Origin of the sequence: uncultured Azohydromonas sp., from assembly GCF_937926365.1 — a bacterium.
GTDB lineage: Bacteria > Pseudomonadota > Gammaproteobacteria > Burkholderiales > Burkholderiaceae_C > Azohydromonas.
Genome location: NZ_CALAOH010000030.1, coordinates 1 through 16,125, shown reverse-complemented (window position 1 = coordinate 16,125; position 16,125 = coordinate 1). Strand labels below are relative to the sequence as shown.

General features: G+C 69.7%; 10 protein-coding genes and 1 pseudogene. 6 read left to right on the top strand and 5 right to left on the bottom strand.

What is annotated here, in order from left to right:
• The first annotated feature begins 269 nt into the window (after positions 1-269).
• The 3 genes from Q0741_RS02960 to Q0741_RS02950 all read left to right on the top strand — a co-directional run bounded on the left by Q0741_RS02960 (position 270) and on the right by Q0741_RS02950 (position 4,701).
• Positions 270-2,171, top strand: coding sequence for a galactose oxidase-like domain-containing protein (locus Q0741_RS02960; protein ID WP_298231705.1), 1,902 nt, complete (start codon positions 270-272; stop codon positions 2,169-2,171).
• 166 nt (positions 2,172-2,337) lie between these two features.
• The gene (locus tag Q0741_RS02955; RefSeq protein ID WP_298231704.1) at positions 2,338-3,441 is read left to right on the top strand and encodes a hypothetical protein; all 1,104 of its coding nucleotides are present in this window, start codon (positions 2,338-2,340) and stop codon (positions 3,439-3,441) included.
• Between the two features lie 99 nt (positions 3,442-3,540).
• A complete protein-coding gene (locus Q0741_RS02950; RefSeq protein WP_298231703.1) occupies positions 3,541-4,701 on the top strand; it encodes a hypothetical protein in 1,161 nt (386 codons plus the stop codon).
• A gap of 18 nt (positions 4,702-4,719) precedes the next feature.
• On the opposite strand, the gene Q0741_RS02945 is transcribed toward Q0741_RS02950, so the two are convergent.
• On the bottom strand, positions 4,720-5,238 hold the full coding sequence (locus Q0741_RS02945) for a hypothetical protein (RefSeq protein ID WP_298231702.1): 519 nt from the start codon (positions 5,236-5,238) through the stop codon (positions 4,720-4,722).
• 38 nt (positions 5,239-5,276) lie between these two features.
• Positions 5,277-6,398 carry a poly(3-hydroxybutyrate) depolymerase gene (locus tag Q0741_RS02940; RefSeq protein ID WP_298231701.1) on the bottom strand — a complete coding sequence of 374 codons (1,122 nt, stop codon included), beginning with the start codon at positions 6,396-6,398 and terminating at the stop codon, positions 5,277-5,279.
• 263 nt (positions 6,399-6,661) lie between these two features.
• On the opposite strand from Q0741_RS02940, the gene Q0741_RS02935 reads away from it, so the two are divergent.
• Positions 6,662-7,426 carry an alpha/beta fold hydrolase gene (locus Q0741_RS02935; protein WP_298231722.1) on the top strand — a complete coding sequence of 255 codons (765 nt, stop codon included), beginning with the start codon at positions 6,662-6,664 and terminating at the stop codon, positions 7,424-7,426.
• Positions 7,427-7,668: 242 nt separating this feature from the next.
• A complete protein-coding gene (locus Q0741_RS02930; RefSeq protein ID WP_298231700.1) occupies positions 7,669-8,712 on the top strand; it encodes a TIR domain-containing protein in 1,044 nt (347 codons plus the stop codon).
• A gap of 36 nt (positions 8,713-8,748) precedes the next feature.
• Here the strand turns inward: Q0741_RS02930 and Q0741_RS02925 are convergent, their stop codons facing one another.
• From Q0741_RS02925 to Q0741_RS02915, 3 genes are all read right to left on the bottom strand, one after another.
• The gene (locus tag Q0741_RS02925; protein ID WP_298231699.1) at positions 8,749-9,003 is read right to left on the bottom strand and encodes a YbdD/YjiX family protein; all 255 of its coding nucleotides are present in this window, start codon (positions 9,001-9,003) and stop codon (positions 8,749-8,751) included.
• Positions 9,000-11,063: a carbon starvation CstA family protein gene (locus tag Q0741_RS02920; protein ID WP_298231698.1), complete on the bottom strand. Its 2,064-nt coding sequence runs from the start codon at positions 11,061-11,063 to the stop codon at positions 9,000-9,002. The genes Q0741_RS02925 and Q0741_RS02920 overlap by 4 nt, the downstream gene beginning before the upstream one ends.
• A 184-nt stretch (positions 11,064-11,247) precedes the next feature.
• Positions 11,248-13,146, bottom strand: a complete 1,899-nt coding sequence (locus Q0741_RS02915) for a M48 family metallopeptidase (protein WP_298231697.1) — start codon at positions 13,144-13,146, stop codon at positions 11,248-11,250.
• Positions 13,147-13,490: 344 nt separating this feature from the next.
• Between Q0741_RS02915 and Q0741_RS02910 the strand changes: the two are divergent.
• Positions 13,491-16,125, top strand: a pseudogene (locus Q0741_RS02910) (hypothetical protein); the annotation flags it as partial.

Sequence of the window (16,125 nt, the reverse complement as noted above, 5' to 3'; positions counted from 1 at the left end):
TGGGCTCCCTCGCTCGGCAAGGTCGCAACGGACGACGGGGGTACGGACGGCATGGCAGCTTCGGCAGTGAATTGAGGAACAAGGCGCGGATGGTACCGGGTAACGAATGGCATCCCGGCGGGATTTGGCCGTGCTTTCGCATCCTGAAAATCAGGACGCAAATCCGGATATTCGAGCGCGATATGGATCAACTGGTCTAATTACTTGAAGAATCATGATTAACATGCGGCCACAATCCACGTGGGATCATGGGGTGTCGGCGGGGGTGGATGCTGCGCAAGGTAGGGACACGCCGCAGTCTGAAAACAGGCTGCAGTTCGTCCATCGCCATTTCAGATGTTCAGTTCATGACTTATGTCAAGCCCCATGATTCGCCGGCATCCGCATTTCCCCGCCGCGCGCTGTCGATATTGTTTTTGTTTGCGCTGACTGCTTGTGGCGGCGGTGGTGGAGGCGGCACGCCAGCCTCTGTCCCCGCGCCGCCCCCGCCCCCGGCCACGGACAGCGGCAGCAACGGCGGAACGCCGATGCCCTCCAATCCCGATGTCAGCGAAGACGACACGGACGCCCCTGTGGATTTGGGCGTCGGCCCCGTGACCACGGCGGGCCTTCTCACCGATGTACTGACGGAGTTGGCCGCCAGCGGCGAGCTGATGACCATCTACAAGCCTCGGGACGTCACGCCGCAGGCTTACACGGCCGGCGTGTTCGGCCCTGCCTTCTCTTGGCCGGTGATGCCGATCCACATGGTGTTGCTGCCCGACGGCCGGGTGCTGGCCTACGGCACCGACGACAAGGGCGTGCAGGGCGCGCAGTTCCACTACGCGGTGTGGGACCCGAACTGGAACCCCACGCTGCTGGGCGCGGACAGTTCGCCCTTCCAGTTGCTGTCCCACAGCACCGGGACGGACCTGTTCTGCAGCACCCAGCTCGTGCTGCCCTCTTCGGGCGAGGTGCTGCTGGCTGGCGGCGACCGCACCGTCAACGGAAAGCGAAATTACGCCACCGCCGACGTGAATTTCTTCAACCCGTCCAACAATTCCGTGCGCCGAGATTCCGCGTCCATGGCCTACAGGCGCTGGTATGGTACTGCGGTAACCACCGACAAGGGCGAAGTGGTGGTGCTGGGCGGGCGTGACAACCTGTATTTCGCCGGCAATAAAAACACCCCGGGGACCGCCGTCAGTTATTCCACGACGCCTGAAATCTATGTGCCCGGCACGGGCTGGCGTGCGCTGCCCGGCGCGGAAAGCGGCGAAGCCTTCGGCGTGACCAACGGCAACAACTGGTGGTATCCAAAATCCTGGCTGGCGCCCGATGGCCGGATCCTGACCATCACGCATGAGGGCAATTTCTACACGCTGGATACCGCCGGCGACGGCACGCTGACGAAGCTCGAGGGCAAGCTGCCGGGCGCGAACTGGAACCTGCCCGCGGTGATGTACGCACCCGGCAAGATCCTTTCGCTACGCAACAACGCGGTTGCCTCGCTGGTGGACATCAACGGCGCGCAGCCCGTGGTCACCCGCACCGAGCCGTTGAGCGCGTGGCGCAAGTGGGGCTTCGGCACGGTGCTGGCGGACGGCACGGTATGGGTCAACGGCGGCTCGGTGGGCGCCAACGTCAATGCCGACGCGGTGTACACGTCCGAACTGTGGGACCCGGCCACGGGGAAGTGGACCCTGACCGCCTCGGCCCAGAAGCCGCGCCTCTATCACAACAGCTCGCTGCTGCTGCCCAGCGGCGCGGTGCTCACTGGCGGCGGCGGCTCGCCCGGGCCGGTGCGCCATCTCAACGGCGAGGTGTATTTCCCGCCCTACCTGTTCAACCCGGACGGCAGCCTCGCAGCCCGACCGGTAATCACCGGGCTGTCGTCGCAGGTAGTGAATTGGTCGGGCAGCCTGCAGGTGTCGCTGGGCAGCGCCACGGCCATCGAGCGGGTGATGCTGGTGCGCACCGGCTCCTCGACGCACTCCTTCGCCAGCGAGCAGCGGGCCAGGGCGCTGGAATTCAAGCAGGACGGCCAGACGCTGACCGTGACCGCCCCGGACAGCGCCACCGAGATGCCGCCTGGCTACTACATGCTGTTCGTGTTCCAGCGCAACGCGCAGGCCCCGGCGGACGCCAAGCGGCTGGTGCCCTCGCAGGCGAGAATCATCAAGCTGGGTTGAGCGGCTGGCCGCCACGGCGGTGCCGGCGGGCAGGATCGTGACCTTCGGCCGGTGCCGCCGGTACGTCCGGTTGCAGCGCCTACGTTCAGCCAAGCTTCGCGGCGCGGGAGCCTTGCGCCAATGCCGTCTCGCGGGCCCATGGGGGCCCGGCTACGAGGAGGCTTTCATGCAGCGTCTTGTTCATGGCGTGGTGGCGGCCACGCTGGCAGCTGGAACCTGTGTTGGCGCGCTGGCGGCGGAGCTGCGCTACCGGCTGCAGGATCTGAACGAGCTGACCGGCCTGGAGAACATCTGGGTGCAATCGCTCAACAACCAGGGCGACTTCACGCTGGTGGACCGGGACAGCGAGCGCAGCTACCTCTGGCGCGGCGGCCGGTTGCACGACCTGGGCGCCTGGGGCTTCGGCACGCTGACGCTCAACGAGCGCGGCGAGGTGGCGGGCACGCGGCTGATGGACGATGGCCGCCGCCTGCCCTTCGTCTGGCGCGACGGTCGTTTCATCGACCCGCTTGCGGGGCTGGGGGCCAGCGCCGGCGAGGCCCATGACATCAACGAGTCGGGCCATGTCGTCGGCGAGGCCGACGGCCGCGCCTTCGTGTGGGACGGCACGCGTTCACGCTACCTCGATATCCCGGGCACGACGGCGGCCAGCGCACTGGCGATCAATGACCGGGGCGTGATCGCCGGCGGGCTCAGCCGTGCCGGCGACCAGTGGCTGGAGGAGCGGGGCTACCTGCTGCGCGACGGCCAAGTGCAGACGCTGCCCGAGCCGATCCTGTTCGAGTGGACCGGCGCTTACCGGGCCACGGAAATCAACAATGCCGGCAGCACCATCGTGAGCTGGGACGACCACAACTGGGGCGAATATGGCTCGACGCTGTACGTCGGCGGCACGCGCTTCGACCTGGGCTACGGCACCTTCGCGCGCGACATCAACGAGCACGACTGGGCTGCCGGGTACAGCGTGTTCGAGGTGCAATGGGATGAGTACGAGTTCTCGGCGCTGGTGTTCCACGACGGCCAGCGCTTGAGCGTCAGCAAGATGCTCACGCCCGAGGCGAACGCGCGCTGGGACTGGCTGGAGTACGTCAGCGCCATCAACGACCGCGGCCAGCTGCTGGGCGATGGGCGGCTGGCCGACGGGCGCACCCACGCCTTCATCGCCACACCGGTGCCCGAGGCGCAGGCCGTGGCGACGATGCTGGCAGGGCTGGGCGTGCTGGGGGCGGCGATGAGGGGGCGGCGCCGGGGCCAAGGCCGTCGCGCTTGACGTTGCTCAAGGTGGCGGGTGCCGGCATCCAGGCACCATGCCGGCGCGCCGCGCCGGTGCGCGGGTTGCGCGGCGGCGGAGCGCGTGAAAGGAATTGCCATGCTCCCTAGCCACCGGACGCGGGCCGAGCGGGCCGCCGGCCGGGCTGCCCGGCTCGCCGTCTCCATCCCGTTCCTGGCGGCCGTCCTGGCCGCGTCCCCCGCCCATGCCCAGCCGCGACCCGAAACCGAGGCTCCGCTGCGCGTGATGAGCTGGGACCTGGGCGAAGGCACCGACTACCAGCCGCTGTACTTCGCCATCGACGCCCCGGGCTTCGCCGCCGGCGCCGGCCAGGTGCTGCGCGAGGTGCGCGCCACGCGGCCCCATGAGCGCATGCGCGCGGTGGCCTGGCAGATCGCCCGCGCGGCGCCGGCGCTGGTGAGCCTGCACGACGTGGTGCGCTGGTCCACCGGCCCGATGGCGGGGAACATGCGCTGCGGCCCGATGAAGGCCGAGATCGACATGCTCGCTGCGCTGCAACGCGCGCTGCGCGGCCTGGGCACGTCCTACCGCGTGGCGGCGCAGGTGGCGCAGTTCAGCATGCCGCCGCTGCCGGCGGACCTGGGCGCGGGTGGGTGGCGCTGCGCGCAGGTGCTCAACCGCAACGTGATCCTGGCGCGCGCGGACCTGCCGCCGGGCCGCTTCGGCTGGTCCCATCCGCAATCGGGCCGGCTCGATGCGCCGGGCGACGCGCCGCGCGCCGGGGCCGCCGGGGTGGCGCAGCTGGGGGTCTATCCCGGCGGGCGGGCCTGGGTGGCGGTGGACGCGCAGGTGCAGGGCCGCTGGCTGCGTTTCATGGGCGCGCAGATGGCGCACCTGGACCCCTTCATGCCGCAGGAGCGGCGCCAGGACGGCGAGCTGCTGCGCGCCCTGGCCGACGCCAGCCCGCTGCCGGTGGTGTTGGCGCTGGCCGCGCACGCGCATGCCGTGCCGCCGCCGCCGGACGACCGCTACGTGGACTTCCTGGTCGCCGGCTACCGCGACGCCTGGGCGCAGGCGGTGCCGGGCCAGCCCGGCGCCACCTGCTGCCAGGCGCCGTCGATGGACAACGAGGATGTGCAGCTCTCGCGCCGCACGGACCTGGTGTGGCTGCGCGGCGCGGTGCAGGCCCGCGCCGCGGCCGTGGTGGGCGGCCGCCCCGGCGACCGCACGGCCGGCGGCCTCTGGCCCTCGGACCACGCGGGCGTGGTCGTGGACCTGGTGCTGGAGGCGGGGCCCTGAGCGCCGTCCGGCCCCGCCTCAGCCCTTCACCTTCTGGCTCAGCCAGTACGAGGTGTTGACCACGATGTTCTCGTAGAGCTGCACCGCGCCGGTGGTCTGGTCGCTGATCAGGGTCTGGGCCTGCTTGACCAGGTCCATCTCCTGGCCCACGTATTTGGAGACGGTGTTGACCTTGCGCAGCTGGCCCATCTCCTGGCCCAGCGCGGTCCACTGCTCCAGCCATTGCGCCTGCAACGACCACCATTGCTGCACCGCGGCGCCGGCCAGGGCCCAGGCCTCCCGCAGCGTGTCCGGGTCGGTGGCCAGCGACGGCAGCGCGGCCGCGGCCTGCGTGGCCTGGGTCGTGGCGCTGCTGGCGCCGTGGGTCAGCAGCGCCTGCAGCGACTGCAGCCGCGCCAGCGGCACCAGCGTCAGCGGCACCCGCTTGGGGTTGCCGGCATCGGGCAGCGCGGCCTTGGCCAGCTGCACCTGCGCCTTGAGCCAGTCGTCGGGCCGCGAGCCCGTGGCTTTCATCATCAGGGATTGGGAAATCGGCATCGCTGGGTCTCGCTAAAGGGTTCCGGGGAGCGCCGGCCTCATGCCGCCACGGCCGTGGTCTTGGAGCGGCCCGCTTTCGCGGCCGGAGCCTTGCCGCCCAGGCGCATCAGCATCGCGTGGATGGCGCGGATCTGGATGGCGTTCTGCGAGTAGTAGTCCGGCGCCTGGACGTTGGGGCAGCTGTAGCCGAACCAGTCCCAGCAGCCGTCGGGGTTCTGGACCTCGGCGTCGTCCATGCCCTGGGCCTGCGGGTACAGCACCACGATGTTGTTGCTGTCGGCGATCTCGTTGTAGCCGGTGGTCGTGTAGTAGCGGTTGCCGTAGGGCGGCTCGGTGGCGGTGTCGGCCTTGCCCGAATTGCGCGTGACGTAGCTGTAGCCCTGGGTGCAGCCGTGCAGCGCGACGTGGATGCGGCAGGGGGCGCCGTCCTCCACCGCCTTGGGCACATAGGCGTAGCCGTAGGGCGCCATGCTGGCGCGCGCCTCGCCGCCGAAGAACTCGCGCTGGTCGAAGCGCACGATGCGCCCGCTCAGCCGCTCCGAGGGCGGCTTCAGCGGACCGTAGATGTGGCGCAGGATGTCCCAGCTCTGCATCCGTCCCCAGTTGTTGATGTAGGGCGGGGCGTTGACGCCCAGCGGGTTGTCCTCGTCGTTGCTGGTGAGCAGCGCATGGCCCGCGGGCACGTCGTCCACGAACTGGATGTCCTTGGGCGCCACGCCCAGCAGCTCGTAGAACTGGCGCGTGGTGCGCACCACCGAGGAGTCCACGACCTTGTCCTCGCTGCCGGTGAAGATGTAGAGCTTCTGCCCGGCCAGGTGCTTGAGCGGGTCGATCAGGCCCTGTGCCTCGGTTTCCCGGGCCAGCTTCACCAGCCGCTCGGGATTGGGGCCGACCTCGGGGATCAGCGGGTTCATGCAGATGAACAGCGCGTTCTGCACGTAGGCGTCCTCGGCGATCAGCGAGGAGGCGCGGAAGGTCTCGACACAGCGGTAGGGGCCACCGGCCACCACGCCCGCGCCCACGAACAACGACGAGTGCGCCACGTGCAGCTGCACCGTCATGAACGCCCCGGACGACAGCCCGGACACCGAGCTCTGGCTCAGGTCGGCATTGAAGCTGGGCAGCGGAGTGGCCGGCGGCGCGGCCAAGGGATCGAGCATGGTTGCCTCCAGGGGATTCATCGGCCAGGGGAACGGCCGGTTTCGAAGCGCAGGCGCACGCCTGACTTCAATGGCGGCGTGCGGCTTGCGTTACAACGCCTTACTGATTGCTGCATTGCAGCATGGCCCGAGCGCCAGCGTCAAGACGCTTTGGCGGCCGTGGCGAGCGGGACACGAACGGTCGCGGGCCAAGCGCGGCGCGTTACAACCTAGGCATGCTCGGGAGGACGCTCGTGACCACGCTGCTGTTGCTGGCCGTCGCCATGCTGCTGTTCCTGGCGGCGATCTGGCGCTGGCAGGACCGGCTGCTGTATTTCCCGGAGCGCGCGCCCATCGGGCAGCTGGCCGGCGGCGGGCTGCGGGCCTGGCCCTCGGCGCGGGATTTCCGGGGCCTCGTGGCGGAACCGCCCGGCGCTGCCCGCGGCACGGTCGTGGTATTCCACGGCAACGCCGGGCATGCCGGCCACCGGGCCTTCTACGCGCACGCGCTGCTGCCACAGGGCTGGCGCGTGCTGCTGGCCGAGCATCCCGGCTACGGGCCCCGCGGCGGCACGCCCGGCGAAGCCCGCCTGGTGGCCGATGCCCGGCAGACGCTGGCGCTGGCGCACCAGGCCTGGCCGGGGCCGCTGCTGGTGGTCGGCGAATCGCTGGGTGCAGCCGTGGCCGCCGGCGCGGCGGCGGGGCAGCGCGAGCGCGTCGGCGGCCTGCTGCTCATCACGCCCTGGGACCGGCTGGCGAACGTGGGCGCGATCCATTACCCGTGGCTGCCGGTGCGCTGGCTGCTGCGCGACGACTACGACAGCGCGGCCTACCTCGCAGGTTTCGACCGCCCGGTGGTCGTGGCCGTGGCCGAGCAAGACCGCATCGTGCCGGCGCGCCTGGGCCAGACGCTGTACGCGGCGCTGGGCGGGCGCAAGCGGCTGCTGGTGATGGAAGGATGCGGCCACAACGACTGGCCGGAGCGGGTGGATGCGGCCTGGTGGCGCGAGGCCATCGGCGCGGCGGTGAGGGACGACACACAGCCCTGAGGCTCTTACTGAACTGAGAGGCGGGCGGCGTGGGCTCCGATATCAACCACAACTCAGCGAATCCATGACGGCATGGCTACCGTAGGCGTGTTGTAGCCCCCTTGGTGGATTCACACACTTACTGGTTATCGCACTAATTGGCCTCTTATCTGAAAGGTGAGAGGCTGGCTTGCGCGCATGGAGAAGCGCGTCAAGGGTGTGCATTGAGGCCGCTGCGGCCTTTCAAAGGAAAGGAGCATATTGTGAAGCCAAATGTCTTTATTGGTTCCTCGACTGAAAATAATATGAATGCGCTTGCATTGCAGAATGGACTCTGGACCCATGCGCAAGTCAAGGTGTGGAATCAAGGCGTCTTCAAAATGAACAGGGGTTATCTGGAGAGCCTGTTGAATGAACTGGCTGAGTCTGACTTTGGCGTATTTGTATTTTCTCCGGATGATCTTCTAAAAATTCGGGGCAAAGATTACACGGCAGTTCGCGACAACGTGCTGTTCGAACTAGGGCTTTTTATGGGTAAGCTCGGGCGCGATAGGGCTTTTTTTGTGGTTCCGGCGAACGAAAAAGGCCTGAGATTGCCTTCCGACCTACTTGGTGTGGCCAGCATCAGCTTTGAGACGAATACGGAGTCCATTGAGGCTGCGATGGGCCCCGCATGCTTCGAACTCATCAAGGCGATTCAGAAGCACGGCATCCGACAGGATCGCCTTGTGCAGCCTTCGGTGGAAACCTACAGCAAGCCGAGCATTCTTTGTGCCTGTTCGCGCGGATTCCATCAACTGGATTTCGACGACGATGTGGCCTTGATAAGGACAAAGATGGAAAAAATCGGGGCAGAGATGACGGAGGTGCATGATGCGACGTTGCCGAAACTGGAAAAATGTTTGAATAAGAAATTTGATGTGGTTCATTTTGCCGCCTATGTTGATCCAAGGAGCGGAGCAGTGCATCTGGGTGACGCTGATGAACATGGGGTCGTCCCCGCAGGGGGTAAGGCTGATGTGCTGCCGGCTGAAGGTTTCTTCAAATTCATCGAGCTTACAGAAGCAAAACTGGTCATTCTTGCGACTTGTGATTCTCTCGTCTTGGCCGCGAAACTGGCGAGATTGACCAACATGATTGCAGCCACCAACCGGATCAATACTGAGTGCATGCTTTCGTGGGTCGAGAGCATTTACGAGTGCTTATCAAAAGGTGTTTCCTTGTCGAATGCCTTCGAGACAGCGTCGGCATTCCACCGAGCACCGATGCTGCTGCTGTTGAAAAAGGATTTGGCGTTCACGGGCTGAATGCACCTGCTCCAACTGAGTTGGGGCTTGATTGAGTCAACAGCACCGCATCCCGCCCCCGCCCCCATAGCGCCGGTCGATGGCGCGCTTGCTGAACTCCTCGCGCGAGAGCACCGGCGCGCCGGGGTGGCGCGCGGCGGCGTGCGCCAGGTAGCGCTCGTAGTCGGGGATGCCGAAGAGCTGGCGGCAGCCGCCGCAGACGCTGCGCCAGCGCGCGGCCCAGCCGCTGCCGCCGGCGTCCGCGGCCTCGTCCGCCACCGGCGCTGGCGCGCGTTCAGGTTGCGTGCTCATACCGGTGCCTGGCGCGTGGCCGCGGGCGGGATCTCGTGCGCGGTGGGCTTGGCCTGCTTGAGCGCCTTGGCGCAGATGCGCAGCGCGAAGAAGCACATCGCCACCACCAGCAGCACGAAGAAGCCGCACACCGCGGCGTCGAGGTAGTTGTTGAAGGCCACGCGCTGCATCTCCTCGATGGTCTTGGCCGGCGCCAGCACCGTGCCCTGCGCCGCCGCGTCGCTGAACCTGTTGGCCAGGGCCAGGAAGCCGATGCTGGGCGAGGGATGGAAGATCTTCTGCACCCCGGCCGTGAGCGTGGTGACGAGCAGCCACGCCGTGGGCACCAGCGTGATCCACACATAGCGCTCGCGCTTCATCTTCACCAGCACGCTGGTGCACAGCAGCAGCGCGATGCCGGCGAGCATCTGGTTGCCCACGCCGAAGAGCTGCCACAGCGTGTTGATGCCGCCCAGCGGATCGACCACGCCCTGGTACAGGAAGTAGCCCCACAGCGCCACGCAGGCCGCGGTGGCCACAAGGTTGGCCGGCAGGTTCTCGGTGTTGCCGAAGGGCTTGTACACGTGGCCCAGCATGTCCTGGATCATGAAGCGGCCCACGCGCGTGCCGGCGTCCACCGCGGTGAGGATGAACAGCGCCTCGAACAGGATGGCGAAGTGGTACCAGAACGCCTCCATCGCCTTGCCGCCGAAGGCCTGGCCCAGGATCTGCGCCATGCCCACCGCCAGCGTGGGCGCGCCGCCGGCGCGCGAGAGGATGGTGCTCTCGCCGATGTCCTTGGCCGTCTGCGTCAGCACGTCGGGCGTGATGACGAAGCCCCATTCGGAGATCACGCGCGCGGCGTTCTCGGCCGTGGTGCCGATGACGGCCGCGGGCGCGTTCATCGCGAAGTAGATGCCCGGGTCCAGCACGCAGGCCGCGGTGAGCGCCATCAGCGCCACGAAGCTCTCGGTGAGCATGCCGCCGAAGCCGATGAGCCGCATGTGCGATTCCTTCTCGATCATCTTGGGCGTGGTGCCCGAGGAGATGAGCGCGTGGAAGCCGGAGACGGCGCCGCAGGCGATGGTGATGAACAGGAACGGGAAGAGCTTGCCGCTGAACACCGGGCCGGTGCCGTCGATGAAGCGCGTGGTGCTGGGCATGGACAGCAGCGGCGCCACGAAGTAGATGCCCAGTGCGAGCGCAACGATGGTGCCGATCTTGAGGAAGGTGCTGAGGTAGTCGCGCGGCGCCAGCATCAGCCACACCGGCAGGCTCGCGGCGACGGCGCCGTAGATGATCAGCGCCCAGGCCAGCTGCTCTCCGGTGAGCGTGAAGAGCGGGCCCCAGGTCGGGCTGTCGGCCACCAGGCGGCCGAGGAAGATGGAGGCCAGCAGCAGCACCACGCCGAAGGCCGAGGCCTCGCCCACGCGCCCGGGGCGGATGACGCGCATGTACAGCCCCATGAGCAGCGCGATGGGGATGGTGGCGGCGATGGTGAACAGGCCCCAGGGGCTGCCCGTGAGCGCCTTGACCACCACCAGCGCCAGCACCGCCAGGATGATGATCATGATCGCCAGCACGCCGATGGAGGCCAGCGTGCCGGCCACGGGGCCGAGCTCCATCTTGATCATCTCGCCCAGCGACTTGCCGTCGCGGCGCACCGAGGCGAAGAGCACGATGAAGTCCTGCACCGCGCCGGCGATGACCACGCCGGTGAGGATCCACAGCGTGCCGGGCAGGTAGCCCATCTGCGCCGCCAGCACCGGTCCCACCAGCGGCCCGGCGCCGGCGATGGCGGCGAAGTGGTGGCCGTAGAGCACCCACTTGTTGGTGGGCACGTAGTCCATCCCGTCGTTGTGGCGCATGGCCGGCGTGGGGCGCGCGTCGTCCAGGCGCAGCGCCTTGTCGGCGATGAACTTGGAATAGAAGCGGTAGGCGATGAAGTAGACGCACAGCCCTGCCGTGACCAGCCACACCGCGTTGACCGGCTCGCCGCGGTGCAGCGCCAGCGTGGCGAAGGAGAAGGCGCCCAGCAGGGCCACGGCGGGCCACAGGAGCACGGATGCCAGCTTGTTCATGAAATGTTTCCTCTGGCGTTGGCGGCGGCAAGCGGGGCCGCGTCGGGGCCCGGCTTGAGCGCGGATGCGCCTGGAGGAGGGGCAAGCGGCATGCACAGGGGCGCTGGATGCCCTGTTCCGGCATGGCGCCGTGGAAAGTCCGCGCTGCGCCGTCAGCCGTGGCGTCTCGCAACCGCTGGCGTCTTCAGCCCACCCGTGCCTGTCCCAGTTGCATGAGCTTCTTCCTCATGCCCGCGTAGCGCCCGTCCAGCGTGACCACCACGAGGGGCACGGGCCAGTCCAGGGCCGCGAGGCGCTTGACGATCTCGCGCTGCCGGCCGCGGCGCCGCGCCCACCAGCTCAGCCGCACGCCCAGCACCAGTTGCAGCACGGTGGCATCGGCCGGGATGACGCGGCGCGCCAGCCAGGCCTCGGTGATGTCCTCGCGCGCCTTGGCGTCGAGCAGGGTGCGCACGGCCGCCAGCCTCTCCTCTTCCAGGCCGTGCGGGGCCAGCGGGTGCGCCGCGTCCAGCGTGCGCAACTGCTGCTCGCGCAGCCGCTCCAGCGCATGGCGCTCGCGCCAGCGCCGCGCCCATGCCTCGGCGGCCTCGCGCTCGCGCCGCTCGGCCAGGAAGGCATGCGCCCGCTCGCAGACCAGCTTCGTCGCCTCGGGGTCCAGCGCGATGGCGCGGTCCAGCAGCGCCAGGCCCTCGTGCTCGCCGTGGTTCAGGCGGGCTGTGCCTTCGAGGTACAGGCCCAGCGGATGGTCGGCGTGCGCGGCGTTGAAGGCGGACAGCGCCTCGCGCACGTCCGCCTCGGGCTCCAGGCGCAGGCTCAGGTGCAGCAGCTCGATCTGCTGCGCCGCGTCGCGCGCGTCCAGGGCCCGCAGCTCGCGCAGGCGCTGCCGCAACTGCCGGGCATGGGCATGGCGCTCGGCCCAGGCGGGCATCACCTCCTCGGCCCAGCGCGCCTGGAGTTCGCGGCGCAGCGCCTCGGCCAGCGGACCCAGCCAGGCGCGGGCGGCGGAGTCGCCCAGCAGCGGCGGCGGGGGCTCCTGCAGGGTCGCGGCATCGCACTGCAGCGCCGACAGCCGCGCGCGCAGCGTCGGATGGCTGTCGGTGAAATGGCCTTCGCTGTCCAGGGCGTCGTCCAGACAGCGCCGGGCATCGGCGGGCACAGGCGCCTCGCCGGCCTGGGCCGCCCAGCGCTGCAGCAGGTCGGCCGGCGGCGCCGCGTCGTGGTCCATGCGGTCGAAGGCCTGCTGCATGAAGCGCTGGTGCGACGACGTGAGCAGCTTCACGCGCTTGAGCGCGTGCGCGACGTGGGCCGGACCCACCAGCGTGGCCGCCGCGGCATCGGCCTGGTACTCGTCGGCACGCGCCAGCACGAAGGTGTAGGCGTTGAAGTAGGGCGCGTACCAGCGCACCAGCGGCGCCGCCATCCGCCCAAGCCGGCCCTGGAGCCGCTCCGTGAACTGCTCCACCGTGCTCCAGGTGTGGCGCTGCCGGTAGATGAAGGCCGAGAACTGCCCGTGCGAGCCGGCCAGGTGCCCGTACTCGTGGCCCACCACGGCCAGCGCTTCGGCCGGGGACAGGCCTTCGAGCAGCGGCAGGCCCAGCAGCAGGTGGTTGCGCGGCCATCCGATCATGCCCAGGGCCGGGCGCTGCACCACCGCGGCGTTGACGCCGTCCACGACCAGCACGTGGTGCACGCGCGGGCCCTTGAGCCGGCGCCGCATGCCGTCCAGCGCCTCGAACAGCGCCGGCGCCTCGGCGCGCGTGATCTCGCGGCCTTCCGGCCGCGGCAGCCGCACGAACAGGGCCCGCACGCCGGCATGCACGAAGAACCACAGCGGAAAGGCCAGGAGCAGCAGCAGCTTGCCGAGCTTGACCAGCAACAGCAGCGCCGCGCCGCCGCTGAAGGCCAACCCCATGGCCAGTCCCACCAGCACCAGCAGCCCGAAGCCGACGGTGGCGAACAGCAGCGCCAGGATGCCGAAGCCCAGTGCGGTCAGCGCCGCGACCTTGGCGCGGTAGCGCCCGGGCGCGGCTGCGCTTTCGCGCTCCAGGCGGGCCACGAGCTGCTTGAAGCGGTCGGCGTCCACGGCGGCGGACCTTTCGAGGTGAGGACAAACAGGGTGCGGGCGTGGGGGCTGCCCGGTGCATCCAACTGCACAACCCCCCGTGGTTGTTACTGCATGTTAAGCGAGCAAGGGTGGGCCTTCGCCGGAGAGCGGGCTGGCCCAGTCCGACGTCGATGCCGGCTTCGCGCGGGTGCCGCCTGCTGTCGCAAGTCACTCCAGCCCGGCATGGGCCCGCACTACGATCCGCCCGGGCGGCCTCCACGCAGCACTCCAGGGCCGCCCCGTGCCGGTTGCGTCTCGTGCAGCGCGGCCCGAACCCATGGTCAGCGGCCGGCTGGCGCCGGCGGGGGGTCGAAATGGGCATCGTGTTCAACGTTCCGGGCGAGCAGGATGGCGGGAGCACCCGCCGTGGGGAGGGCGCAGCCGCCCCGGCGGCGGGGCCGCTGGGGGTGGTCAAGCAGGCGGTGCGCGTGAGCGCGCGACGCGGCGACGGCGCCATGGTGAGCGTCGAGGCCGAGCCGGGGCAGGACGCGGTGCTGCTGCAGCTCGCCGGCGGTCCGGAGCTGCTGCTGCATCCCGCCAACGCCCGCGACCTGCTGCGCGCGCAGGCCGGCACGGTGCGCAGCCGCGGGCCCGGGGGCGACGAGGTGCTGGGCGTGCCGGCACAGCTAAGCTGGCAGGGGTTGCGGCAGGGCGGCGCGGCGCGCGGCTTCGGCCTCGGCGAGGTGGTGCTCTCGGGCTTCAAGCTGCTGGGCATCGACGTCCGCGGCGAGCTGGCCGATCTCACCGTCGATGCGCTGCTGGCGTATTTCGACAAGAAGCCCAAGGCCGAGCTGCACCGGCTGGACCGTGACACGCTGGACGAGAAGAGCCTGGACGGCACCACGCGGCTCGACCTCGCGGCCGAGGCGGCGCCGGGCGCGCCGATGCTGGTGCTCGTCCACGGCACCTTCTCCACCACCTGCGGCACCTTCAAGCATCTCTGGGGCAAGCACCCGCAGTTGGTGGCGCAGCTCTTCGACGGCTACGGCGACCGGGTCTACGCGCTGGAGCACGCCACGCTGGGCCAGAGCCCGATCCAGAACGCGCGCGACCTGGCCGAGGCCCTGCCCGCGGGCGCGTCGCTGCACCTGCTCACGCACTCGCGCGGCGGGCTGGTGGCCGAGGTGATGGCGCGCGTGTGCGCGCATGCCGCCTCCGGCAAGCCACTGCGGCTCGACGAGGGCAACTCCGATCAACCCCGGCCCGAGGACGTGGAGGCGCTGGCCAGGCTGGTGGAGCTGGTGCGGGACAAGCGCCTGCGCGTGGAGCGCGTGGTGCGCGTGGCCTGCCCGGCGCGCGGCACGCTGCTGGCTTCCAAGCGGCTCGATGCCTATCTCTCGGTGCTGCGCTGGCTGCTGGAGAAGGCCGCCCTGCCGGTGGCGCCGGAGCTGGTGAGCCTGCTGCGCGAGGTGGCGCGCCGTGGGCTGGATGCCGACAAGGTCCCGGGCCTGGCGGCGCAGATGCCCGACAGCGCGCTGGTGCGCTGGCTGCACGCCGCGGACGCGCCGCTGGCCGGCTCGCTGCGCGTGGTGGCGGGCGACATGGAGGGCGACTCCATCACGTCCTGGCTCAAGACGCTGATGGCCGACGCCTTCTACTGGACCGACAACGACCTGGTGGTGCAGACGCGCTCCATGTACGGCGGCGCGCCGCGCGCCGATGGCGCGGCCTTCGTGCTGGACCGCGGGGGCGAGGTGTCGCATTTCGCCTACTTCGGCAACCGCGGCACGGCGCGGGCCATCGTCGAGGCACTGCTGCAGGAGCGGCCCGCGGACTTCCGGCCCATCGGGCCGCTGTCGTGGGCCGGGCGCGACGCCGGCGGCGTGCGCGCAGCCACGCGGGCCGCGCGCTCCGGCCCCGAGACGGCCCGTCCCGCCGTGCTGCTGCTGCCCGGCATCGCGGGCAGCAACCTGAAGGTCCACGGCGAGCGCGTGTGGCTCAGCGGGCGGCTGGTCAACGGACTGCTGCGCCTGAAGTACCAGCCCGGCGTGGACGATGGCGTCGCGCCCGACGGGCCGGTGTCCCTGGTGTACGACGACCTGGTGAGCTACCTCTCGCGCACGCACGAGGTCATCGAGTTCTCCTTCGACTGGCGCAAGCCCATCGAGGAGGAGGCGTTGCGGCTGGGCGGCGTGGTGCAGGAGGCGCTGGACGCGCGCGCGCAGAGCGGGGAGCCGGTGCGGCTGCTGGCGCACTCCATGGGCGGGCTGGTGGCGCGGGCGATGCAGTGGCGCTGTCCGGAGGTCTGGAAGCAGTTGATGAGCCACCCCGGCGCGCGGCTGCTGATGCTGGGCACGCCCAACGGCGGGTCCTGGGCGCCGATGCAGGTGCTCTCGGGCGACGACACCTTCGGCAACACGCTCACCGCCGTCGGCGCGCCGTTCCAGGACGACAAGGCGCGCGCGATGCTCGCCGGCTTCCCGGGCCTGATGCAGATGCAGATGGGCCTGCTCGACCCCGAGCTGCGCCTGGACCAGGCCGACACCTGGACCGCGCTGGCCAAGGAGGACTTGAGGCGGGTGCAGGAGTTCAACAGCTGGCACCACGACCTGCTGCAACTCAACGTCTACCGCTGGGGTGCGCCGCCGGACGCGGTGCTGAAACAGGCCGTCGCGTTGAGGCTGCGGTTGGACAAGCAGCGCGACGAGGAGCTGCCGCGCTTCGCCGACCGGCTGCTGCTGGTGCTGGGCACGGCGCCGGGCACGCCCGATGGCTTCGAGATGGGCAACGAGGGCCTGGTGTACCGGGACGCGCGCAACGAGGGCGACGGCCGCGTGCTGGACCGCAGCGCCATGCTGCCCGGCGTGGCGGCCTGGCGCGCGGGCTGCGACCACGGCGCGCTGCCCGAGCTCGCGACCGCCTTCCCGGCCTACCTGGAGTTGCTGGAGACGGGACAGACGAAGCTGCTGCCGTCGGTGCCGGCGCCGGGCGGTGCGCGCGGCGCGGTGGCGCCGGCGG